The organism is Ferrithrix thermotolerans DSM 19514 (genome assembly GCF_900128965.1).
Lineage (GTDB): Bacteria > Actinomycetota > Acidimicrobiia > Acidimicrobiales > Acidimicrobiaceae > Ferrithrix > Ferrithrix thermotolerans.
This window is the reverse complement of the sequence record NZ_FQUL01000023.1, coordinates 1-22547: the sequence shown is the minus strand read 5'-3', so window position 1 is coordinate 22547 and position 22547 is coordinate 1. Positions and strand designations below refer to the sequence as shown.

Genomic DNA, 22547 nt, shown 5'->3' with positions numbered 1-22547 from the left:
CGTGCCCATCTCTCCCAGTTCTAAGAGCGTAAGTCCCTCTGCTTCCATAGATACACAAACGTCAAAGGGGCACAGTTCCAACACTGAAGGTGGCTTTAATGCGCTTCTTGAGATAGTTGCGCAGGTGTTGCCTTCTTCAACGGCTGCTTTACCCCTAGGTTCAGCTAAGGCCACCGTTGGAGCCTCTGCATCAGATGCACTAAGCAGGGGTCGAAGAGAAATGGAACATATTGCAACTGGATCACCCCAAGGAGAATCCACACCTTCGGCGAGAGTTCAAGTCTTATTAGATGCAGCGGCTTTGGAGTCTAAAGCACCTATCTCTACTGATTCACCTTCCGATCAAAGTACCGTATTGCTTCAGTCGCAAAGTGGTGCGGGTAAAAAAGAGACGGTATCCACAGGAAGGTATCAAGGACAACCAATAGCGTCGATCAAACAGCTCGATGGATCTCTAGTTACCAGCGAAGTCACTCCGGCTTATGATGAGGCCACAACTAAGACCCCTTTATCGCCTAAGGCTTCGGAATCACAGTTTCCTTATTTGACGTCTTTGAACTCTGCGTCGGATGAGGGGAGTACCCTTTGCTCTGAGACAGTGAAGCAGAACGCGTCTCTTAGGCCCATGGCTTCAGCGGAGTTACCAGGTAGCAAAACTGCGAGTGTTACTCCAAGAGCTCTGCCCCCAATCGCACTTACTGCGGAGGGCTCCAGTGCTAAGCAGACGTTGCAGCAGTCCGACGTTCTCCTAAGTGTTGCAACCAAACTCAGCGACGCCGTTGGTGCTCCCCAGAGCGATCGGATAGGTCAGAGCAGCGCTTCTATCCATGCTCGCCAGGTGAGTAAGGGTGACGAAAGTGCCTATGGACCTGGCGCAGGCTCCGTGACGATTCTCCCAACGATTCAGCCCGTGCCTTCAACTTTGTCGGTAGTGGTATCCAACGTCGAGGCGCAAGCAGGATTCGCCACGCACGTGCCCCTTGAACAGTTGGCCACTGTGATTTCAGCTCATATAGCTGAGACTCCAGAACTCCCTTCCACGTTGCATCTGCGGATCTTTCCAAAGGATTTAGGTGTGCTCAACATACATATCAGTGGAGTCGATGGCTCCTTGACGGTGAAGATGGACGGATCGTCGTCAGAGCTTGGTAGCCAACTTAGTTCCCACATGGGTGAACTGGCCAAGGAGCTACAGGAGTCTTTGTCGGTAAAGATATCTCTAAACCTCGGATCCTTTGGTCATAGCGGACCTGGGGCTGAGCTAAATAGCCACGAGCTTATCTCTGTAGGCACAGTCTCTTTAAATGGCCTTGCTCACAGATCTGGTGGCACCGATGGAGTTTACGCACAAAAAGGTACCCACCTTGTGGATCTGCACGCTTAGAGAGAATGCTTGTTTAGGAGAAAGGGAAAGATGTTGTCGTTGAATGATAAGAGCGAAGAGAAGAAAGAGAGAGAAAGTTGACTCAGGTACTGCCTTTACCGTCGACCTTTTTTGGCTCAAACGCCATAACCAGTCCGTCAATATCTCAGACCACTTCAGCGGCTGGGGTTCCTCAATCAGCGTCTTCCACGTCTTCACAGTCGTCGAGCGGACTTGGTTCGCTAACCTCAAACGACTTTCTTCAGCTACTTGTTACACAGCTAACGAATCAGGATCCATCCAATCCTGTCGATCCAACGCAGATGATCGCCCAGACCGCTACCTTGACGATGGTTCAAGATCTACAGTCCTTGCAACAGTCGGTGGCACAGCTTCAACAGTCTCAGGCTGTCGCTCAGGCAAGCGCTTTGATCTCCCAACAGGTCACATATCAAGACTCATCGGGAAACTCCCAAAGTGGTCTAGTTAGCTCAGTATCTGTAGGTCCAAGCGGTCCGCTTCTCAACATAGGAGGTGCCCAGGTTCCACTGTCACAAGTGACTCAGATCTCATAATCGTCGAACTTTCGAGGCATAACTTGATGTCGTGTTGGCGAGGTCCACCGGATATAGCGCCTTGAAACTACAAGAACTAATGGACTTCTAATCAAGGAGAGTTGAATACATAATGACTAGATCACTATCTGCAGCCATCTCTGGAATCGATGCTAGCCAAGCATGGCTCGACAATATAGGAAATAACATAGCCAACGTTGATACTGTAGGATACCAGTCAACGGATATCCAGTTTGCAGACCTTCTCTATCAACAACAACAGAGTGCCGGGGCTCCTCAGGTGGGGGTAAATGGAGGTACCAACCCGATCGAGATTGGATCGGGGGTAAGGGTCGCCTCTACGGGAATTAACTTTACTCAAGGCACATTGTCTCAGACCGGTGTGCAGACTGACCTTGCGATTCAGGGGCAGGGGTTCTTGGTGGTGCAGCAAGGAGGCAATACCTTCTACACAAGAGCGGGTAATCTGCAGCTCGACGCTGCCGGAGAACTGGTTACTCCATCAGGTGCGATTGTTCAGGGTTGGACCCCTAACGCGGCAGGCGTTATAAACACCTCAGGTCCCCTAACCAACCTAACGATACCCCAAGGTCAGGCTGCTAATCCGACCGCCACAAAGAACATCAACCTAGGGGGTAATCTACCGGCTTGGAACGGTTCGGGAACTGCACCTTCTTACACTGCAACTGTTACCGCATTTGACTCTTTGGGTGGGCAGATCCCTATCACCTTAACCTTTACAGCATCAACGACCCCTAACACCTGGTCCGTAGTGGCCACGGCTCCTAATCCCGCAGGAGGGACTGATACACTGACGCCGGCAGGAACTACTATCTCTTTCAATGGAACGACAGGCCAGATGACATCGACCGCTCCCATTACCTTGTCAGGTTTTACGGGATACAACAATCTTCCAGCCGGCTATACCATGAACCTTGACTTCCCGGCTGCTGGTACACCGCAAGCGGTAACTCAGTTCTCGGGAACTTCAACCATTCAGGTTACATCACAAGATGGCAATGCGTCGGGGACCTTGGATGGTTTTACGATCAGCTCTAATGGAGAGATAGTTGGAAACTACTCCAACGGTAATACTCAGCCGCTCGGCCAGATCGCTTTGGCTCAGTTTGCAAACGATCAGGGTCTTGCCAAGGTAGGAAATCTTCTTTACCAAGCGACGCTCAACTCTGGGGCCCCACAACTGGGCCTGGCAGGATCGGGAGGACTTGGAACTCTCGTCGGTGGAGCCGTTGAGACCTCCAACGTCAACCTCGGTACTCAGCTTACCGACCTCATAGTTGCACAGACGGCCTATCAGGCTAACACAAAGGTAGTGTCGACGACCTCCACGGTTCTACAGTCTCTGGTTCAGATGGCATAAACTCAACCGGCTCTTCCTGGACCCTTAGTCTTGACCCAAGACTAAGGGCCTTTTTTCTTTGTGCCCAGGGGTGATGGGTAGAGAATCTATAGATTTTCTGTGTTCTCACTCAAAGTGACGGCGTATGTGCCGATAACTGAACCATAAGGATGGGTGATCAAGGATGATAAAGGTTACGCGACTCTCTGGTGAGTGTCTAACTCTAAACTCGGACCTAATTGAAAAGGTCGAAGCTACTCCAGATTCGGTCATAGCTCTTACGAACGGTTCTAACTTCGTGGTGAAGGAGTCCGTAGATGAGATCGTTGAGCTAGTCATCTCTTTCAAGGCTCGGGTGCTCAGAACCGTTGCCAAGTTGGAGCTAGCTGAAGGTGGCGGTCAGCCGAACCTACATCTCCTGTCGCATCCCAACGGGGAGGTCTAATGATGGACTTTGCAACTCCCGTAGGTATAGGCGTGGCACTCGTGGCTATCTTGGTGTCGATGATCATGGATGGTGGTAATCCGGCCGCGCTTATCGCTCCGTCCTCGATGCTTTTGGTGCTGGGTGGCACCTTTGGGGTGTCTTTGGCAGGCTACAGGCTGAAGGACATCTCGATGATAGTTGGCGCCATGAAGTCTGCGATCTTAGCCAAGGTTGCATCACCGGATGAAAGCATAAAAGAGATGGTGAAGTATGCGGAGATCGCTAGGAAAGAGGGGGTCTTAGCGCTTGAGGCAGCCACTAAGAGCATCCAAGATCCCTTTCTAAAAAAGGGTATCCAGCTGGCTGTCGACGGAGTTGACAGCGAGAGAATTCGAGAGCTATTAGAGGGTGAGATTGACTCGATGAAGGCCCGTCACAAAGCTGGCGCAAAGTTCTTCAAGGACATGGGGGGATTCGCACCGACCGTTGGAATCTTGGGAACGATCATGGGCTTGATCCACGTTCTAGGAAATCTGTCTTCCCCTAACTCCTTGGGTCCCGCTATCTCTGGGGCGTTTACGGCAACTCTATGGGGTGTTCTTACAGCAAACGTGTTTTGGCTTCCGATAGAGAACAAACTCCATCGGGTCTCTGACATCGAGGTTAGAACTAGGTATCTGATCGTTGATGGGATACTTGCTATACAGGCTGGTGCTAGTCCAAGACTGCTTGAGCAGCAGCTTCTTACCTATTTAGCTCCGAAAGAGCGTGCTGTGGTAGAAGCTGCGCGAGAGTCTTCGAAGAAGAAGGCGGCCTAAGATGCCAAAGCGGAAAGAGGAGGAAGGTGGAGAGGCTGAAAACACGGAGAGGTGGCTTCTTACCTACTCCGATATGATCACACTGCTTCTGGCGCTCTTTATCATCTTGTTCTCCATGAGCTCGATTAGCCTGAAGAAGTTTGTGGAGTTCAAGACCGGTCTTATCCAGAGCTTTTCTAACAACTCTATCAATGCGATCTTGAAGGGCAACACTGGCCTACTGCAGAACAACTCGTTAGTTTCGCATCCAGGTAACGTGCTTGGCCCACCGATTCCCAGTATCAATATCAACTCATCTCCGACTCACCCAACGATTCCCAATGAGTCGCAGATAGCGCAGCAGGTAAGTCAGGCGCTGGCGCAGCAGGGCTTGTCCCAAGACGCTCAGGTTGTCCCTGAGAGAAGAGGAGTGGTTGTTCGGATTCTGTCAGATCAAGCGTTCTTCTCTACGGACTCCGCTGAACTTGGAACTCAAGGAGATGAGGTCGTAGATACCATTGCAAAGGTTGTTGCTCCGTTACCGAATCAGATCTCGGTAGAGGGGTATACAGACAATCAACCGATACTTGGCGGACCCTACAGCTCCAACTTCGAACTCTCGGCTGTTCGCGCAGTAAACGTTTTGTTGCGACTGGTCCGCACCGATGGAATTAACCCCGATCGACTCTCGGCGACTGGGTATGGAGCGACAAGGCCGATAGTTCCCAACTCAAGCCCTGCCAACATGGCGATGAATAGGAGAGTGGATGTTGTGATACTAAACACAGTTGTCACCAGCTCTACTTCTACCTCGGCCGGAGTTGGGGTCAACTGACTGAAAGTTAGAGAGTGACTTGGGTAGCTGCACAGGCTAACCGTTAGATCAACTTTGCTAAGGAGGGCAAAACTAAGATGGCTAAGACAGCTAAGGAAACAAAGAGTGCGGGAAAAGACGAGGAGAGTAAAAAAGGAGGGAAGAAGAAGCTTGTTATCTTCATGTTGCCTCTTGTTCTACTCGGTGCAGGTGCAGCGTACTACTTTTTGATGGGAACTTCTCCGTCAAAGTCCAAGGCTACTGCAGCGCTCCCGCCGGTCGTTTACAACTTCGGTCCCATCACCACGAATCTCAACGACGGGCACGTCGTACAGGCTCAGATGACCTTTCAGTTCAAAGGTGGTACGGTAATCACGCCGATTTCTACGCAGGAGGCTCAAATCATGAACGATGTGATCGAGACCTTTTCGAGCTGGTCTTATAACGCTCTACTTCCCGCAAACGGTAAGGCAGCCTTTGCATCTCAACTTATGAGTACTCTCAATACGCTTTTCAAGAAAGATCCTGGCAAGCCGCAGATACAGCAGATATATTTCACAAACTTCATCATGCAGTGATGGTCAAGTAGCTGATCGCTTTGCAAGAGAGGATTATTTGCGGCGAAGCCTCTAAAGCGAGCGGCTTTGGTGACGATATATGATGCGTGGGTTCGGGTGGAGATGAGTCGATAGTAAGGGATAAGCCGACTAAGTCTTTTGACTTTCGGCAGCCTAAGACGTTAGAGAGAACACAGGTTCGATCTATCGAGATGCTTTTAGAGAGCTTTGCCCGTCCAGCATCTACCTTGCTTGGAGCCAACTTGAGGGTGGCTTCACGCATAGAGATACTAGGGACAGCGCAAAAACTCTGGGAGGAGATCCTCGGTGAACTTTCGGGAGTCGGTTCTGTATCAGTCTTTTATCTCGTTCCCCTTCCCTCGAAGGTCGTGCTCTTTATGCCTGCCTCCTTGGCTTTGAAACTGGTGGATCTACGGCTTGGAGGAGTGTGTGACCAAGAGTTCGAGCCTAGAGTACCGACCGACATCGAACAAAGTATAATTCTCGGTGTCCTTGGGGAGGTTCTGCCGCAGCTGTCAAATGCTTTTTCTCCGATCATTGAGACAAAGTTCGAGCGCCTGAACTCTGAACAAGCGCTACAGTTTGTTCAGGGCATCCCACTGAATGAGATGTGTCTCTCCGTGAACTTCAACGTCTCTATAGGGGAACTTGGAGCTGAAGAGATAACCATGATATTCCCCTTTCCAGCGTTGCGACCCTTGGTGGAGAGTCTGGGCAGCAGGGGTCATGCTCTCGTTGAGAAACAAAGTGAAGAGTTTCACAAGGGGTTGAAGACCAGGCTTCAAGACGTTGAGGTTGACGTAGAGGTTCTCTTTAAGCCCATTCAACTAACAAGTGGAGAGATTATTCGCCTTGTGCCTGGCGACGTCGTCTCGCTCGGGCACAGGGTCTCAGATCCTCTTGACTTGATCGTCGATGGCGCGCATCTGTACAAAGGACGACCTACTCGGGTCGGCAGCAGATTAGCAGTATTAATCGTGGAGGAGTAGAAGTGGAAGAAGCTTTAGAGATGACCGACCAAGCTCAAAGGGAAGCTGCCGAGAGGCGTTTTGGAGCCGATCGAAACCTGCCTCTCTCGGTTCTCAAAAACGTCGAGATGCAGGTAGCGGTGGAACTTGGACGAGCGAAGATGACAGTTGGAGCGCTATTAGCTCTAGCGGCAGGTGACGTTATAGAACTAGATAGGTCTGCGAATGCGGCAGTGGATGTTTTGGTAAATGGAACACTTGTCGCCAAAGGTGAGGTTGTCGTCGTCGACGATGAGTTTGGAGTGCGGATAACCGAGGTTGTGGCTAGAGAAGATATGGTCACATCCGCACAGGAGGGCCAGTAGTGTCGGAGCTTGCTCTGCTGCTTAGGTCTTTGCTCTCTTTAGCTGTTGTGGTAGCCATAGTGTTGGTACTTGCCAGAGTAATAACAAAGGGCTCAATCAGGCTTGAGAAGCGAAACGGTCTTACAAAACAACGCGTAAATGTGCTTGTTGAGAGCCGGACTCAGATAGGAAAGGGCCAGTCGCTCTGTGTAGTCCGATTCGGAGAAAGGCGTCTGCTCATAGGCGTCTCCCAAGGCTCAATCACCAAGCTCGACGAACAGGAGGTCTTAGAGTCGAACGCTGAGTTGCTCGACGAAGAGGTTGAAACTATCGATCTTCGAGAGATTGAAGATCCAGAGACCGCTTTGGTCTCAAAATGGGGGGATCGGAGATCCCCTTTGTTTGGTAGAAATCCGTTGAACTCATGGATGGCGATGACGGAGGTTAGAAGATCTAATTCAAATAGGAAGTAAGAACTTCCTCGGGGAGGAAAAGCCATCCATGGCACCAACTATGTCCGATATCATTGGAAACGCTGGCGCTTTGCCGTCTGTAAACGTAAATCTTTCGGGCTCTTTTGCCAAGCCGACTGAGTCGGTAGTTATCATCATCGTCCTCTCTTTGCTGGCTGTGGCACCATCACTTCTTATCATGATGACAGGATTTGTCCGCTCCGTTGTTGTTCTATCTCTGACTCGTAACGCCCTCGGCCTCTCGGCCGTGCCTCCAAATCAGGTGCTTGCTGGCCTAGCACTGTTTATATCTCTTTATGTTATGGCACCAACTCTCTCCACGGTAGAGCGGGTGGCGGTAAAGCCATATATGGCTGGCAAGATATCTGCGGTACAGGCTTACGACGCAGCTCAGACTCCCCTAAAGACTTGGATGCTAAAACAGACCCGCATCCCTGAACTGGCTATGTTTGTGCAAGTAACCGGGGACAAACCTCCAAAGGTGCAAGACGTGTCGATGGCGGCTCTGGTGCCTGCCTTTGTACTGTCAGAACTTTATAGTGCCTTCGTAATTGGGTTTGTGATATTCGTACCATTTTTGATCATCGATCTAGTGGTGGCCTCTGTCCTTATGTCGATGGGAATGATGATGCTGCCGCCCACACTTATATCTCTTCCATTCAAGATCCTCCTATTTGTACTGGTTGACGGATGGACGTTGGTCGTACACACGTTGTTGGTTAGTTACAGATGAGCCAGAGCTCCGTAATACAGATTGCTGGGCAGGCTATTTATCTTGCCTTTGAACTCGCAGGTCCGGTTCTAGGCGCAGCGTTGGCCGTCGGGCTTCTTGTGTCTTTGTTTCAGACCCTGACCCAGATCCAGGAAGCGACCCTTTCGTTCCTTCCCAAGCTTGCGGCGATTGCGCTGGTGCTATTTATAACTGGACACTGGATGATTGGGCAGTTGATCACCTTTACTACAACCCTGTACGGAGAGATTCCCAAGCTTTTGGGCGGTGGCTAGTGCAGATATCCTTGCAACCAGCCTTATTGACCGGTTTTTTGCTGGTGATGGCCCGTACCTTTGGCTTTGTATTTGTCGCGCAACCCTTTGCTCTCGCAGTTATTCCACGCGCAGTTAAGGTCGCTTTTGCAGTTGCGTTGGCCGTTGCTGGAGCTCCTCACATAGCAAAAGTAGAGACACTCCCTTCTACGACCTTTACGCTGCTCGCCCAGATGCTGGCTCAGCTCGTCGTGGGTTGGATAGTTGGCTATGTAACTAACGTCTTCATAAACTTAGGTTCCTCTGCAGGTTCGGCGGTTGGACTCTTTGGAGGATTTTCACCGCCCCCGTCTTTGGATCCCCTGTCTTTGAATCAGTCTCCAGTTACCGGTCAGCTTTATGGACTTCTGTGGATGACGATGTTCTTTATGTCAGGAGCCGACACAGTAGTTGTCCAAGGTCTTCTTGCCCTCGACGGCACAAAGGTGTTAGCAAATCCAGAGATCGGGATGGTTGTTATAGTAGAAAGCGTCTCGGTGCTAATGGGCGCGTCGATACAGATCGCCGCTCCTATCCTCTCTGTCTTGTTTCTTTCTCAGGTAATCGTTGGTATCTTAGTCAAAGTATCTCCCCAGCTAAATGCGTATACGTTTGCTTTTCCCCTTCAAATCCTTCTCTCATTGGGGCTGATGATGCTTTCTCTTGCTCTGTTGCCTGAGTTTCTCGCATCTGCCCTACACTACGTGATCTCGGCTGAAGGCGATCTTTTGGGAGTAAGGTAGAGATGTCAAAGGCCGGCAGAACAGAGAAACCCACACCCAAACGCAAAAAAGAGGCACGTAAAGATGGCAAGATTGCGCGCTCGCCCGAGGTCTCCTCATGGGGACTTCTATTTGTCTTAGGGTACGTAGGACCATATATATTTCACTATCTAACCCCCTATTTTTTGCAGATGGTATATGGATGGGAGAATCTAAGAGCTTCATCTCTTACCGCTGGCCTAGCGCTCAACGCCCTGTTTTACGGTCTCAGAACTTTTATATACGGTACTGCCATCGTGGCTGGGGTAGGTTTTGTGGTCGCGTTCGCCACCACTGTTGGACAAAGTGGAGTCGCCATCAATTGGAAGAACGTACTGCCGAAGACGTCTCGTCTCTCTGTTATTGGCAACGTGAAAAAAGTTGTGTCCCCTAACTCACTTTTTGAACTTGGCAAGTCTATTCTAAAACTCGTCATTACTGCTGGAGTTGGCTGGATGGTTGTAAAGTCTCAGGTTATGACTTTGGCCAGCGGCCAGCTGTCTCTATCCGAAGCCGTTACTAACACCGTAAATGGATCTTTGGCGCTCGTGCGTACTCTCTCTCTTGTCGGTCTTGCCCTTGGTATAATGGACTTTTTCCACCAGCGTTATCGACTTATCCAGAGTCTGTATATGACGAAGCAGGAGATAAAAGACGAGATGAGAGAGATGGACGGTGATCCCTTGGTGAAAGCGAGAATACGCCGCCTTCAACGTCAGCTCAGCAGATCGAGAATGATGGCTGCGGTGTCGGAGGCGGATGTGGTGGTCGTAAACCCGACGCATTACGCAGTGGCGATAGCTTATCGACCTGGAACCCATGGGGCGCCCGTTGTCGTAGCTAAGGGTACCGGATACGTCGCCCAAAAGATCAGGGAGGTAGCGGAGAGCTCCTCGGTTCCCGTGGTCAGAGACGTCGTCTTGGCGAGGACGCTGTATGCGGGGTGCAAGGTCGGAACACAGATACCAGCGACGCTCTTCGTGGCTGTAGCAAAGCTGCTCGCCTTCGTCTACCAGTTGTCTCAGATGGCGAGGTACTATGAGACTAACCACTCCACAAAACTCCGAGATCTTCCAGAGGACCTCTTAGAGAAGGTATCGCAGATGACCTGAGATCAAGCGGTTCGGCTATATCGATGTCTATCGTCATGGTTGTATAGGCGAACCCTAACTTCGATAATTTGTATCGATTCCTTGGAGGTTCAGGTAGATCGGTGTGACTGAATTTCCTCCTTGGTGATACCTCGAGTTGTCGGTGGATGTAATTTAGGATATCTCTGTAAATATCGATAGAGATCACGTCTTTGCACCTATAGTTCACACCTTGGATGAGATCGTAGAAGCTCAGGATTCTATAGCCGGCTTTACGACACGATCTTTGAGCCGGTTATGAAAATCAGTAAAGCTTTGACCTATTCTCTCCGATCATCTGTTACCAGGACGGTTGACCCTAGCCAGTGGACGGCTCTCGATTTTGGAATGAGTTATGCCAAAGTTTAACAGGGCTTCGTTACTTGTGCCATTGGGTGTTGTACTAATAGTGGTGATGTTGGTCATACCGCTGCCAACGTCAGTGCTTGATATTGCCATCACCTTGAACATTACCTTTGCTATGATCGTGCTTACGGTAGCTCTACGAGTAAAAGATCCGCTTGAGTTCTCCGCCTTCCCTTCGGTCTTGCTCCTTGCAACGATGTTTCGCCTTGCGTTAAACGTCAGCGCAACCCGATTGGTGCTTCTTCACGGATATGCAGGAAGTGTTATCTCAAGCTTTGGACACTTCGTAGTTGGTGGATCTGTGATCGTGGGACTGGTGGTATTTCTAATACTTTTCATCATTCAATTCGTTGTGATAACTAACGGTGCGGGCAGAGTAGCTGAGGTTGGCGCCCGCTTTACCCTAGACGCAATGCCCGGAAAACAGATGGCGATCGACGCTGACTTAAACGCTGGTCATATAGATGAAGCAGAGGCTCGAAGACGAAGAGAGCACATAGCCCGCGAAGCTGATTTCTATGGCGCAATGGATGGTGCATCTAAGTTTGTCAAAGGCGACGCCGTCGCTGCTGTTGTCATAACCCTAATCAACCTACTTGGTGGCTTTATCGTAGGCGTACTTCAAAATCATCTACCAATAACCCAGGCAATCGATACCTACTCCCTACTTTCAGTGGGAGATGGGCTGGTCTCGCAGATCCCTGCTTTGCTCATGTCTCTGTCGACTGGTTTGGTTGTAACAAGAACATCCAACCAGGCGGATTTTGGACTTGATCTCCTATCACAACTTGGCAAGCAGGGCAAGGCCTTGGAGTTAGGCGGCGGAGTGGTTGCGTTCCTTGGCCTTCTTCCCGGATTGCCCAAACTCCCCTTCATCTTAGTAGGACTTGGCATGTTTGCCTTGGGGAGAAGGGTTAGTCTGGGACAGGCTAGGGACGACGAGCAAGGGATAACACTGCCGACGGATATCTCCGCCGTTCAAACCTCGCAAGATCCAGCGGTGAGCGACTCGGCTATCGAGGCTATCGAACTTGACCTCGCTCTTGATCTGCTTGACATAGTGGATCCCTTGGCTGGGGGTGATCTGCTAGAGAGGATAAAGGGGCTCAGGAAAAAGCTTGCAACGGAGCTCGGCATTACTCTTCCTCCGGTTAGAACAAGAGATAACATCTCGCTTCCTCAAGGTACATATGTAGTCAAGATCTACGAGGTAGAAGTTGCGAGAGGTTCTGCTCCCCAGGGCCGAGTCTTAGCGATCGGAGATAACCTTGCATCCCTTCCAGGCGAAGCTACGGTGGAGCCCGTGTTTCAGATCCCGGCGAAGTGGATTCCACTTAGTGCAAAGGCCCAGGCTACTGCGATTGGTGCCACGGTAGTCGACCGAGTTTCGGTATTGATTACACATCTGGCCGAAGTCGTACGCACACACGCTGCTGAGCTAGTGACCAGGCAACAGGTAAAGGAGTTACTAGATGAGTTGAAGAAGAGCGCGCCGGTGGTGGTTGATGAGATGGCACAGTCCCAGATCGGACTCGGGGAGGTTCAGCGTGTGATAAAGGATCTTTTGCAAGAGGGTGTCTCAATAAGAAATCTGGCCGCCATCTTGGAGTCTGTTATCGATAGGTCAAAGGTGTCACGGGATCCAGATCAGCTCTTGGATGCAGCTAGAGCCGGTCTTGGATACCAGTTGGCGTTGCCTTATATAGTCAATAACTCTTTGGCAACGATCGAGATCGATGGACAAAGTGAACACTATCTTTACGGCTCTATTCATATCAACGAGGGCCGTTCTGTGTTGGTTCTCAGTCCAGAGGAGGCAGCAGCTCTTGTCAGACAGATTGAAGAGTTCAACGAAAACGCTGCTCGCCAAGGCTTTGATGCAGTTGTGGTAGTGAGTTTCCGTATCAGGACACCTCTTAGAAGGTTGCTGGACTCTTACGGATGTCATGTGCCGGTTCTAGCAGATAGGGATGTCTCAAGTACTGTTCGTGTAGTTAGAGTAGGGGTGGTTCGAGTTGACGCAACAGCTAAAGTTTGACGGTTCGACTGTTCAGGAGGCTATTGAGAAGGCCAACCGACACTGTGGGTCAGGTGCAAAGGTGGTCTTTGCACAGAGAATCAAGTCAAAGAGAGCCTTAGGCTTTTTGACCAAGACAAAGTACGAGATAGTTGTAGAGCCTAAGAGTTCAATTGATCTCAGAACTGAGGTGGATAACAAAACCTTCGCAGAAGAACTGCGAGATGCGCTAAGCGTCGGTGTGTATGGTGGCAAGGGACTGTCTAAGGCTGAAGAGCGTTTCAGGGTAAGATCAAAAGGGGAAGGTCTAAGGAGGTATCAGGAATACGGACTTGACGTTATCGACAACGATGCCGGTAAAGTTGGAGAGAACCTAACTCCTTACAATGTCGATCAAGAGAATTCAACAGCAGATAAGAAGGGTCTTGGAGCCGTCATCTACAAGAGAAACGGCAAGCGCCAGTACTTGGAAGAGGTTGCCAAGCCCAAGTGGATTCTTCAGGGCGAGGCGGTAGAAGGTTCTTCGCTAGACGATGCCGAGACGACGCAGCCACTTCTCTCCGAGCCCTGGACAAATGCTATTGAAAGTCGCAACGAAGCCAAGGTGATTGACCTTACACGCGGACGGGTCGCATACAGAGCTGATCGCGACGAAGCCTTCAAAGAAGAAGATCTCTACGGTGTTGATAGCCAAGCTGCGAAGGGTGCGATTGCGATCAGAAGACTACATGAGTTGCCGAAGGTTAAAGAAGGCAGTCTCGTAGTTCTAACTTCATGTTCAGATAAGGATCCACGGCGCTCTGTTAGTGTGGTCGGCAACGTCCTGTCCATTCGACAGGATCGCCGAATATTTCTGCAGGGTCCCTTCGACTCGACGATGTCCGAAGAACCAACGGCGATACTTGCAGCTCTTAGAGCAGGAGAGTCTGTGTTGGTGATGGCGAGAAGCTCAACAGTTAGACACTTCAAAGAGGTGTTTCCTCGAGGACGATTATTTGTTGTGGCCGAGATCAATGCTGGTCAGAGTCTCTCCAAGACGATGAGCCAACTCTCTAATCTTGGAAGGGTAGATGCGGTCTCAATAGTCAATCTTTCCTCATCTGCGGATCCGATGTCGCTTACCTCTCTCGGTCTTCCGATAGTCGCAGTCGACGGACAGCGGTCCACAGTTGATAGTTGGCTAGATGTGATCACATCCAAGAGGAACCACGTTGTCCGGTAGATTCAAGCTAACGATGCTGATCGCCTTGATCTGCTCGACACCCTCTCTTTTTGAGTTCATGAAAGGCTACTTAGTCCTGAGCGACCTTCTGACCCATGTTCTAATAGCGTTACTGTTTTCAGTTATAGCGATGAGCTTCCTTTCGACTATCGTCGCTCTATTTACGGTCCAAAACATCCAGCAGTCAAGGTCCCATCAGATGGATGACTATGTTGTAGGAGGGGCGCAGAACTCTAGCCACCAAGGTGCTGGGCGCGAACTTCCCGAAGGTATTTCGTAAAAGATGACCGCAGTGCACCGGGGTGTGGCCTAGCCTAAGCTCTGACTGTGATGTCAGGGTCAGGGTTTATAGTTCCTAAATAAAGAGAACTGGGGAAGCTTTGAACTACGTTTTGGTCTTGACTGGCTCTGTAACGTATCTGCTTGTGTTGGGTAGCATCGCCCGTACCTTAGTCATTCCCAGGGGAAGGATTCGTGGTATTCGGAGAGTCTCTGATGCACTAGTGGAGTATCTGTATCGCTTTGCACTTCTTCCCGTTCGCCGTTACGAGAGGCGTGACTCTCTTAGAGCGAGTCAGCCGGCGGTTGTGATATTTGTAAACCTCCTCATTTGGATTACACTTCTTCTCTTAGCGCTTACACTCCTCCTCTATCCCGGTGTGTCTAGTTTGAAGCAGGCGGTACGTGAGGCCGGCGCATCACTTCTAACCCTCGGATTTACATCGACCCCCAACGCCTGGGCCACTGCCGTTGATTTCATAGGTGGCTTTACAGGGCTGACGATAGTCGCACTTCAGATCTCTTACTTACCAACCCTTTATGCAGCATTCGCCAGACGGGAGACCGAGGTCTCACTTTTGACGGCTCGAGCAGGGCAGCCTCCTTGGGGACCTGAGATGCTTGCAAGAACGAGGGTGGGGATTCGCAGTATGATCGACTCATCAAAGGAATTAGCTGACTACTACCATACCTGGGAACGGTGGGCTGCTGATGTTGAAGAGTCCCACTCTACCTATCCCATACTGCTTCGCTTTAGGTCTCCCAACCCCTACTCCTCTTGGTTGGTTGCGATGCTGGCGGTCTTGGACTCAGCGGCATTGTTTCTTGCTCTAGCTCCGTCAGAAGCTCCGGTGGAGGCAAGGCTATTTCTCAGGATGGGCTTTTCGGCTCTTCGCTCTATCGGGAGGACTCTTAGGTTTGACTTCGACGAAGATCCCTCACCTAACGATCCAATAGACCTTTCCTTTGAAGAGTTCCAAGTTGGAATTGAGCGAATCTTGGAGGTCGGGTTCCCAGTTGAGGTCAGGATCGAACAGGCATGGCGTGACTTTCGTGGTTGGCGGGTGAACTATGAGCGCCTGGCTTACCGGCTAGCCAAAGAGATCGATGCTGTACCTGCGCCATGGAGTGGCGTCCGCAGGCGAAGAGAGCCGACTATTCAGACTATTCGTGTTAGAAATAGGACGCCCGATAATCCAAGCGGTATCTAGGCCTCTCTAATTGTCTTTCAGCTAGCCTTTCCTTTGAGTTCTTTGTTCAGGATCGTTGTAGCGGGGGAGCGGAAAAATGGTGAGAGGGTCGTCTGCTAAGGTTACTTCAGAGAGGTTCAACGAGACGCATCTTGCAGTGGTAGATGCCGTAGATTACTATCTGAACTCTCTCGGACCTAAAAAGAGAAGCTTTATCAGGGAGATATTTGACCAACATCACTACCCTGATGAACTCAACGACGCAATGGTCTCCTTGGGCCTATTTGGAGCCCTGATCCCTGCTTGTTACGGAGGCACTGAAGCGGGACTGTTGTCGATGGTGCTTGCGATGGAACGCTTTAGTGCATTTGGACTGGGAAATACGTTAGCTCTTCTTATAACGATGGACACGATGGCGATACTGACAGGAGCAAGTGAATCGATGAGAAGACGGTTCCTCCCCAAGATCGCTTCCGGAGAGATTAAGACCGCATTTGCGATTACCGAGCCTGGAGCGGGAACCAACTCTTTCGAACTAACTTTGTCGGCCAAGGCGGCAAGTGATGGGACCGAGTATGTTCTAAGTGGTGAGAAGGCTTGGATAACCGGTGTTGATCGGGCCGACTATGTGTTAGTAGTAGCCAGGACGACCACTTTAGAGGAGATAAAAAGGAGCAACTTGAAGAGGTCGTTTGGTCTCACGTTGTTCTTGGTTCCTACTAACGCTTCTGGCTTGTCCAAGGTAAAGATGTCGACAGTGGGAGTAGAAGGATACAACCAGTTTCAACTTTTCTTCGATAACGTTGAAGTTTCAAGCGAGCTGGTGTTGGGTGAGGTGAATCATGGAGCGTCTGTATTGTTTTCAGCGCTAAACCCCGAGCGAATAGTAGCGGCAGCGATGGCAGTTGGTTCGGTTGATTACTTCGTCAACAAAGCGATTGAGTATGCAAAAGAACGAGTCGTATTTGGCGGACGTTCGATTGCGCACTATCAGTCTCTCCAGCATCCCCTAGCGCGAATCAGAACAACCCAGGAAGGAGCAAGACTGCTCACATACGAAGCTGCTCAGGCCTTTGACAGGGGAACGGCACCCCAGGAGGTAGGCACCTATGCCAACATGGCTAAGTATCTAGCCTCGGAGGTTGCCTTTGAGGCGATAGACAGATCTTTAGCTGCGCACGGTGGAACTGGATTTGTTCTTGAGACCGAGATAGTCCAGATGCTGGCGTCTACTCGTCTTTCAAAGACTGCCCCCATCAACAACGAGATGGTGCTCAACTATATAGCTGAGACCGAACTCGGCCTGCCGAGGTCGTACTAGAGAGGGTAATAGCGAGGAGATAAGCTATGACAACTTATTTAGAGGTGGATCGTTCTACTGTTACGGTTGTTTTGCTCAATCGTCCAGAGAAGCACAACGCACTGAATCAGCAGATGATCGACGAGCTGGTATCGACGTTGAGAGACCTCCAAAACGATAGAGAGGTCAAGGTTGTAATCCTGGGAGCAAACGGCAGGAACTTCTGTGCTGGCGGTGACCTCGAAGAGTTTTATGCGGCACACGTGGCCAGCCCAGAAGAAAACTATCGTGCCGTGGACCCAGGAATGAGTCTTTTCCAGCTGGCGTTTCAGTTGTCTAAGCCACTGGTAGTTGCAAGCAAAGGGGTATGCCGTGGCGGCGGTGTCGGTCTAGCTGGTCTAGGACATATCAACATCACGGAGACTAAAACATCTTTTGCTCTAACTGAGCTTAGACTGGGGCTGTTTCCATATGGAATCTTCCCACTACTGGCTAAGAACATGGGAGAACGTCGAGCACTGGAACTGGCACTCACCTCTAGGGAGTTTGACAGCACAATGGCTCAGCAGTTCGGACTCGTTGATGAGGTCGTGGACGACTCCCTAGAACGCGCCAGGGAGTTGGCGGCCGAGATTTCAAAGGCCTCTCTTTACTCTCTGCAGAGCGGACTGGAACTTTATAACCTTTCTATGTCCCGCTACGACCAAGGATTTTTTAAACACGCTGGCGTTCTTCGTGCTGTCTCTTTCAAGACGTCGGAGCTAGGAGAACGAGTTGACCTATTTTTAAGGCGAAACCGAAGTTAGCTCATTATGAACTTAGAGCAATGACTGTGATGTGTATTTTGAATGGTTCTGATCTAGCCTTGAGAATGAGGTGATATGAGATATGTCCAAGATAGTTGTTGACGTCGATCCGGCCGAAGTGGGTATGGATGCAAAGAGGCTTGAAAGAGTCTCCTCGCACTTTCAGCGATATGTAGACGATGGTAGACTGCCAGGGTTTTCCGTGTTGGTGTCCAGGGGCAACAAGGTAGTGTTCGCCGACGCAAGGGGAATGGCAGACATAGCCTCTAACCATCCGATGGAACTCGACACTATCGTAAGAATTTACTCAATGACCAAACCGATAACCTCGGTTGCTGCGATGATCCTGTTTGAGCGCGGCCTATTTGAACTAACCGATCCTGTTTATAAGTTCATCCCCTCGTTCAAAGATGTAAAGGTATTCCAAAGGGGAAGTTCCCAGTCACCCGCTCTCGTGCCAGCTCAGGAGCCTATGAGGATTTGGCATTTGCTTACCCATACAGCTGGTTTGACGTATGGTTTTCATTACGCGCACCCAGTGGATCAGATGTATAGGTCGGCAGGTTTTGAGTGGGGTGCTCCAGAAGGATTTGACTTGGCTCAGTGTTGCGACGCCTGGGCTGGGCTGCCGCTGTTGTTTGAACCAGGAAGCGAGTGGAACTACTCTGTCGCAACAGACGTGTTAGGCAGGGTAGTTGAGGTTGTTGCGGGAAAGTCCCTGGAGGAGTTCTTCCAGGAGGAGATTCTGGTTCCTCTTGGAATGTCGGACACAGGATTTTTTGTCAACTCAGGCGATCGTGATAGAGTTGCATCGCTTTATACAAAGTCTCCCTACGATGGGGCCCTTTTGAGGATTGGGTCGATGGCAGAGGTACCAACTGAGACCCCTAGATACCTCTCGGGAGGCGGTGGACTTCTCTCAACATTATACGACTACCATCGCTTTACCCAGATGCTCCTAAATAGGGGCGAACTCGACGGATTTAGGGTGCTTGGTAGTCGAAGTGTTGACTATATGACAATGAACCACCTACCCGGAGATCAAGATCTTGAGACCTTTGGAAGGCCGATCTTTGCAGAGTCCTCCTACAAGGGTGTAGGTTTTGGTCTTGGATTTGCCGTGGTGAGGGACGTCGCAGCGTCCAAGACCTTTGCTTCTATGGGTGAGTACTCCTGGGGAGGTGCTGCATCTACTGCATTTTGGGTAGATCCGAAAGAGGAGTTAACTGTAGTATTCCTGACCCAGCTTATTCCGTCGAGCACCTATCCGATTAGAACTCAGCTAGCACAGCTGGTCTATCAGTCGCTTGTAGATTGATACGACGAATTTGGGAATGAGTGGAATGCTCTGTAAGGAAGTTCTGTCAATTGCGGGAAACGATAGTAGACCTTTAGTTTAGGATCAGCTTTGTTGCAACTAAGAGTCCAACGACCACGACGACGCTTCGAAGTACGTTGGAGGGAATTTTGCGACCTACCTTGGCACCAACCTGCGCTCCTACGATCGATGAAAGAGCGATGGTGATCACAGGGCCATAGGCGATATGTGTGATGAAGATAAAGACGACGGCGGCTACAGCGTTGACAACTCCGGCGAGAACGTTCTTTAGACCGTTGAGTCTTTGCAAGGACTCCTCAATGCCTATGGCTAAAACTGCGATTAGGATCACCCCTTGGGCCGCTCCAAAGTATCCTCCGTAGATCGCCGTTAGAAAAACGCCCGGGTAGAGGATTCCACTGCTCAACCTTCCGCTATCTTTGGCTGCAACGTATCTTGTGAGTTTTGGTTGAAGCACCAGTAGTGCTACGGCTGATAGTACGAGATAGGGTACGATCTGTTGAAATATTCCAGGTCGTATCACCAGAAGCACTGCCCCAGTGGTTCCTCCAAGTAGGGCGACCAATGAGAGTCTCACTCCTCGCTCTCTTTGACCCTTTAGCTCTTTTCGATATCCATATGCGCCGCTAGCCGAACCTGGAACAAGTCCTAGGGTATTTGATACGTTGGCAACCAAAGGAGAGTAGCCTAGTGTGAGAAGGGTAGGAAACGTGATTAGAGTTCCTGAACCCACGACTGTGTTTACAAATCCAGCCCCAGCCCCAGCTAGTGCGATAAGAAGGTATCGCTCAACATCCATCTGGGCCTGCCTTGGGTTTATCGGGGTTGGAGTTGGTCTGAGTACAGCATTTAGTTGCGATCGGCAAGCAATGCATAAGGGGAGCAAATGGGATGATATTGAACTCCTATCAGAGATGTCGATTTGGTGTTTTGCTAACCTCTATCGAAATACAGTATACGATACTTAATATACAAGGGTTGGCGGGTAGACTCAATCAGTTTGAGTCGGCCTGCCGCCACGGATGCTTTTAGAACGTTGCTGGATCGGTTGAGCTTTGACGGCCCCAGCTGGTTCGAAGTTCGAAGCGAGTAGATGGACAATATCCAGAGATTGTGTTTGGAGGATCGGTGGCGACAAGGCCAGAGATAGCAGGAAGCTTTGGGGTGGTGTCCTCGACTCACTGGCTCTCTGCTGCAACGGGGATGAGTATGTTGGAGCGGGGTGGTAACGCCTTCGACGCCGCTGTCGCGGCGGCCCTCGTGCTTCAGGTAGTAGAACCGCACCTCAACGGTCCGGGCGGTGACGTACCTGTGATCTTTAAGACAGGAGATAGTGACAAGGTCAGGGTGCTTTGTGGTCAAGGAGTAACTCCTGAGGCTGCCAGCATCGAGAAGGTGGTAAGTCTAGGGCTACGCCAGATCCCTGGAACTGGAGCGCTAGCGGCAGTAGTTCCTGGGGCATTTGGAGCTTGGATGCGACTGTTGGATGAGTATGGTTCTCTCTCTATCGAGGAGGTGATGAGTCCGGCCATCTCTTATGCAAGATCTGGTTTCCGGCTTCTCGACCAAGCCGCCCGAACTATTGAAGCCTCAAGAGATCTGTTCCTAAGTCACTGGAAAACCTCAGCTGAGATCTACCTGATAGGTGGACAGGCTCCGAAAGGAGGTTCTGTCTGGAGAAATGAGGTCTTGGCCAACACCTACGAACGGATCTTACGCGAGGCAAAGGGCGCCGGAGGCGACCGATCGGCTCAGATAAGAAGAGCATCTGAAGTGTTTTATCGAGGGTTCGTCGCTGAGGCGATCGATGAGTTCTTCTCGAAAGAGTCCATCTATGACGACAGTGGGACGACTAACAGGGGATTTTTGACCGGTGATGACCTTGCAAAGTGGAGTCCTGCTTTGGAGGATCCAGTAGCGGTTAGATACCGAGAGGCTACTGTCTACAAGACAGGACCCTGGGGTCAAGGGCCAGTGTTTTTGCAGCAGCTCAAGCTTCTCGAGTCCTACGACCTAGATGACCTAGATGTCTTATCCGATGAGTTTGTTCATTTGGTGGTCGAGGCGGCAAAACTTGCCCTAGCAGACCGTGATGCCTTCTATGGAGATCCTCTCTTTAGAGACGTTCCTCTTCAAGATCTTTTGTCTACTCGTTATGCAGATGAGAGGAGAAAGTTAATCGCTGACGCAGCGTCTCATCTTCATCGGCCAGGTTCACCAGGTGGAGCGGAGCCCTGGTTACCATCTAGCGATCTCCTGTACGAAGATGGAACTAAGACAGCCATGGGACTGCCACCGGATCCTATTAGTAGGGATACCTGTCACTTAGACGTAACAGATCGCTTTGGAAACGTAGTATCAGCTACTCCATCGGGTGGATGGCTGCATGGCAGTCCATGCGTTCCGGGTCTTGGTTTTTCTATCTCTACACGAGCTCAGATGTGCTGGCTAGATGAGAGATCGCCTTCACCTTATCTAGGAGGCAGACGCCCTAGAACGACTCTTAGCCCTACTCTTGTAATTCGGGATAACGAAGAGATTGCGGCCTTTGGCACCCCTGGAGGTGATCAGCAAGATCAGTGGACACTGACCTTTTTCTTAAGGTATATGCGAAGACAAGGTGGTGATCTGCAAGAAGCCATTGACGCACCGAGTTTTCATACACATCATATGATCTCTTCTTTCTACCCGCGAGAGATCAAGGTCGGTCGTATCGACGTTGAAGGAAGGTTCTCCGATGCAACTGTCGAAGGCCTTAGGCTGAGGGGGCACGACGTCTATGTTCAAGGTCCTTGGTCCCTCGGAAGGGTCTGTGCTGTATCTAGGAAGGGTGAACTTCTTACAGGAGGATCAGACCCTCGTCAGAATCAGGCCTACACCGTGGGCAGGTAGCCTTTAGTGATCTCTCGCCGAGGTCTTGAGAAGGTAAATGATCCAGCAAGAGGTCGTCAGTGAAGAGCATCATCTGGAGATAGATCGTAGATGTTCGTGTGCTTGAGTTGTTTACTTTACAAAGTACCAGGTCTCAGGCGTAATGTTAGCATATGGGTTTTGTGTTACGCCCTTGAGGTTGCTTTGGATCTCCGACAGCTGGAAAGGTGGGTTTGGCTGATAGAAGACTGGCAACTGCTGCACCATGTAGTCCTGGTACTGGTTGAACACCGAGTTGAATTGCGATGCTGGAGCTGTATGAGTCTCGTTTATCAACTTATCCGCCGTTGGATCGTTGTAACTTCCAAAGTTAGAGCCAGCGGTAGATGAGAAGATCTCACCTCCGGTTGGAGCGTAGTCTGGAGCATATACCCATCCACCGGCCCAGTTCTCCATCTGCCAGGAGGTAGAGGTGGGGCTAGCGTTTGAGATTACCTGATTGAATGGTGCTTGAGATAGGTTTATGGTGATACCTACCTGAGCT

Annotated in this window: 23 protein-coding genes and 1 pseudogene; 22 read left to right on the top strand and 2 right to left on the bottom strand. The window is 50.5% G+C overall.

Translation table 11 applies throughout. From position 1 onward, the window contains the following. The first annotated feature begins 1 nt into the window (after position 1). The 21 genes from BUA24_RS07995 (at position 2) to BUA24_RS07895 (ending at position 19111) form a co-directional block, all read left to right on the top strand. Complete coding sequence (locus tag BUA24_RS07995; protein ID WP_072791085.1) at positions 2–1384, top strand: hypothetical protein; 1383 nt, start codon at positions 2–4, stop codon at positions 1382–1384. A 77-nt stretch (positions 1385–1461) separates the two neighbouring features. Then, positions 1462–1938, top strand: a complete 477-nt coding sequence (locus tag BUA24_RS07990; protein WP_084660326.1) for a flagellar hook capping FlgD N-terminal domain-containing protein — start codon at positions 1462–1464, stop codon at positions 1936–1938. Between the two features lie 112 nt (positions 1939–2050). After that, the gene (locus tag BUA24_RS07985) at positions 2051–3319 is read left to right on the top strand and encodes a flagellar hook protein FlgE (RefSeq protein ID WP_072791081.1); all 1269 of its coding nucleotides are present in this window, start codon (positions 2051–2053) and stop codon (positions 3317–3319) included. A 163-nt stretch (positions 3320–3482) separates the two neighbouring features. Then, the gene (locus BUA24_RS07980) at positions 3483–3743 is read left to right on the top strand and encodes a flagellar FlbD family protein (RefSeq protein WP_072791079.1); all 261 of its coding nucleotides are present in this window, start codon (positions 3483–3485) and stop codon (positions 3741–3743) included. Then, positions 3743–4543, top strand: a complete 801-nt coding sequence (locus BUA24_RS07975) for a motility protein A (protein ID WP_245790371.1) — start codon at positions 3743–3745, stop codon at positions 4541–4543. Before BUA24_RS07980 ends, BUA24_RS07975 begins: the two co-directional genes overlap by 1 nt. Position 4544: 1 nt before the next feature. Then, positions 4545–5357 (top strand): OmpA/MotB family protein, encoded by an 813-nt coding sequence (locus BUA24_RS07970; RefSeq protein ID WP_072791076.1) that lies wholly within the window; start codon positions 4545–4547, stop codon positions 5355–5357. A 77-nt stretch (positions 5358–5434) separates the two neighbouring features. Further along, positions 5435–5914, top strand: a complete 480-nt coding sequence (locus BUA24_RS07965; RefSeq protein WP_072791072.1) for a flagellar basal body-associated FliL family protein — start codon at positions 5435–5437, stop codon at positions 5912–5914. Between the two features lie 86 nt (positions 5915–6000). Then, complete coding sequence (locus tag BUA24_RS07960; protein ID WP_072791070.1) at positions 6001–6903, top strand: flagellar motor switch protein FliM; 903 nt, start codon at positions 6001–6003, stop codon at positions 6901–6903. Between the two features lie 2 nt (positions 6904–6905). After that, a complete protein-coding gene (fliN, locus tag BUA24_RS07955; RefSeq protein WP_245790369.1) occupies positions 6906–7247 on the top strand; it encodes a flagellar motor switch protein FliN in 342 nt (113 codons plus the stop codon). Continuing rightward, positions 7247–7699, top strand: coding sequence for a flagellar biosynthetic protein FliO (locus BUA24_RS07950; protein ID WP_072791065.1), 453 nt, complete (start codon positions 7247–7249; stop codon positions 7697–7699). Before fliN ends, BUA24_RS07950 begins: the two co-directional genes overlap by 1 nt. 28 nt (positions 7700–7727) lie before the next feature. Continuing rightward, positions 7728–8432, top strand: coding sequence for a flagellar type III secretion system pore protein FliP (gene fliP, locus BUA24_RS07945; protein ID WP_245790364.1), 705 nt, complete (start codon positions 7728–7730; stop codon positions 8430–8432). Beyond that, positions 8429–8704, top strand: coding sequence for a flagellar biosynthesis protein FliQ (fliQ, locus tag BUA24_RS07940; RefSeq protein WP_072791062.1), 276 nt, complete (start codon positions 8429–8431; stop codon positions 8702–8704). The genes fliP and fliQ overlap by 4 nt, the downstream gene beginning before the upstream one ends. Continuing rightward, positions 8704–9465: a flagellar biosynthetic protein FliR gene (locus BUA24_RS07935; protein ID WP_072791058.1), complete on the top strand. Its 762-nt coding sequence runs from the start codon at positions 8704–8706 to the stop codon at positions 9463–9465. The genes fliQ and BUA24_RS07935 overlap by 1 nt, the downstream gene beginning before the upstream one ends. A gap of 2 nt (positions 9466–9467) precedes the next feature. After that, positions 9468–10595: an EscU/YscU/HrcU family type III secretion system export apparatus switch protein gene (locus tag BUA24_RS07930; RefSeq protein ID WP_072791054.1), complete on the top strand. Its 1128-nt coding sequence runs from the start codon at positions 9468–9470 to the stop codon at positions 10593–10595. 373 nt (positions 10596–10968) lie between these two features. Next, positions 10969–13017, top strand: a complete 2049-nt coding sequence (locus BUA24_RS07925) for a flagellar biosynthesis protein FlhA (RefSeq protein WP_072791051.1) — start codon at positions 10969–10971, stop codon at positions 13015–13017. Further along, on the top strand, positions 12995–14218 hold the full coding sequence (locus BUA24_RS07920) for a hypothetical protein (protein WP_072791046.1): 1224 nt from the start codon (positions 12995–12997) through the stop codon (positions 14216–14218). The genes BUA24_RS07925 and BUA24_RS07920 overlap by 23 nt, the downstream gene beginning before the upstream one ends. Then, on the top strand, positions 14208–14498 hold the full coding sequence (locus BUA24_RS07915) for a hypothetical protein (RefSeq protein WP_072791043.1): 291 nt from the start codon (positions 14208–14210) through the stop codon (positions 14496–14498). The genes BUA24_RS07920 and BUA24_RS07915 overlap by 11 nt, the downstream gene beginning before the upstream one ends. A gap of 100 nt (positions 14499–14598) precedes the next feature. Next, on the top strand, positions 14599–15708 hold the full coding sequence (locus tag BUA24_RS07910; protein WP_072791039.1) for a hypothetical protein: 1110 nt from the start codon (positions 14599–14601) through the stop codon (positions 15706–15708). A 76-nt stretch (positions 15709–15784) separates the two neighbouring features. After that, positions 15785–17008: an acyl-CoA dehydrogenase family protein gene (locus tag BUA24_RS07905; RefSeq protein ID WP_072791035.1), complete on the top strand. Its 1224-nt coding sequence runs from the start codon at positions 15785–15787 to the stop codon at positions 17006–17008. Positions 17009–17034: 26 nt separating this feature from the next. Then, positions 17035–17793 carry an enoyl-CoA hydratase/isomerase family protein gene (locus tag BUA24_RS07900; RefSeq protein ID WP_072791031.1) on the top strand — a complete coding sequence of 253 codons (759 nt, stop codon included), beginning with the start codon at positions 17035–17037 and terminating at the stop codon, positions 17791–17793. An 82-nt stretch (positions 17794–17875) separates the two neighbouring features. Beyond that, a complete protein-coding gene (locus BUA24_RS07895) occupies positions 17876–19111 on the top strand; it encodes a serine hydrolase domain-containing protein (protein ID WP_072791028.1) in 1236 nt (411 codons plus the stop codon). A gap of 73 nt (positions 19112–19184) precedes the next feature. Here BUA24_RS07895 and BUA24_RS07890 read toward each other — a convergent pair whose 3' ends face one another. After that, entirely contained in the window at positions 19185–19931 is a 747-nt protein-coding gene (locus BUA24_RS07890; RefSeq protein ID WP_072791025.1) for a sulfite exporter TauE/SafE family protein, read from the bottom strand. A gap of 329 nt (positions 19932–20260) precedes the next feature. On the opposite strand from BUA24_RS07890, the gene BUA24_RS07885 reads away from it, so the two are divergent. Beyond that, positions 20261–22024: a gamma-glutamyltransferase family protein gene (locus tag BUA24_RS07885; RefSeq protein WP_218587440.1), complete on the top strand. Its 1764-nt coding sequence runs from the start codon at positions 20261–20263 to the stop codon at positions 22022–22024. Between the two features lie 111 nt (positions 22025–22135). On the opposite strand, the pseudogene BUA24_RS12515 reads toward BUA24_RS07885, so the two are convergent. Further along, a pseudogene (locus BUA24_RS12515) lies at positions 22136–22547 on the bottom strand (ABC transporter substrate-binding protein); the annotation flags it as partial.

What these genes read in the sequence shown, in the direction of transcription:
- BUA24_RS07985 (WP_072791081.1), top strand. Translation starts at nt 2,051, where the DNA reads ATGACTAGATCACTATCTGCAGCCATCTCTGGAATCGATGCTAGCCAA.
- BUA24_RS07925 (WP_072791051.1), top strand. Translation starts at nt 10,969, where the DNA reads ATGCCAAAGTTTAACAGGGCTTCGTTACTTGTGCCATTGGGTGTTGTA.
- BUA24_RS07905 (WP_072791035.1), top strand. Translation starts at nt 15,785, where the DNA reads ATGGTGAGAGGGTCGTCTGCTAAGGTTACTTCAGAGAGGTTCAACGAG.
- fliQ (WP_072791062.1), top strand. Translation starts at nt 8,429, where the DNA reads ATGAGCCAGAGCTCCGTAATACAGATTGCTGGGCAGGCTATTTATCTT.
- BUA24_RS07900 (WP_072791031.1), top strand. Translation starts at nt 17,035, where the DNA reads ATGACAACTTATTTAGAGGTGGATCGTTCTACTGTTACGGTTGTTTTG.
- BUA24_RS07980 (WP_072791079.1), top strand. Translation starts at nt 3,483, where the DNA reads ATGATAAAGGTTACGCGACTCTCTGGTGAGTGTCTAACTCTAAACTCG.
- BUA24_RS07975 (WP_245790371.1), top strand. Translation starts at nt 3,743, where the DNA reads ATGATGGACTTTGCAACTCCCGTAGGTATAGGCGTGGCACTCGTGGCT.
- fliP (WP_245790364.1), top strand. Translation starts at nt 7,728, where the DNA reads ATGGCACCAACTATGTCCGATATCATTGGAAACGCTGGCGCTTTGCCG.
- BUA24_RS07895 (WP_072791028.1), top strand. Translation starts at nt 17,876, where the DNA reads ATGTCCAAGATAGTTGTTGACGTCGATCCGGCCGAAGTGGGTATGGAT.
- BUA24_RS07890 (WP_072791025.1), bottom strand. Translation starts at nt 19,931, where the DNA reads ATGGATGTTGAGCGATACCTTCTTATCGCACTAGCTGGGGCTGGGGCT.
- BUA24_RS07965 (WP_072791072.1), top strand. Translation starts at nt 5,435, where the DNA reads ATGGCTAAGACAGCTAAGGAAACAAAGAGTGCGGGAAAAGACGAGGAG.
- BUA24_RS07970 (WP_072791076.1), top strand. Translation starts at nt 4,545, where the DNA reads ATGCCAAAGCGGAAAGAGGAGGAAGGTGGAGAGGCTGAAAACACGGAG.
- BUA24_RS07930 (WP_072791054.1), top strand. Translation starts at nt 9,468, where the DNA reads ATGTCAAAGGCCGGCAGAACAGAGAAACCCACACCCAAACGCAAAAAA.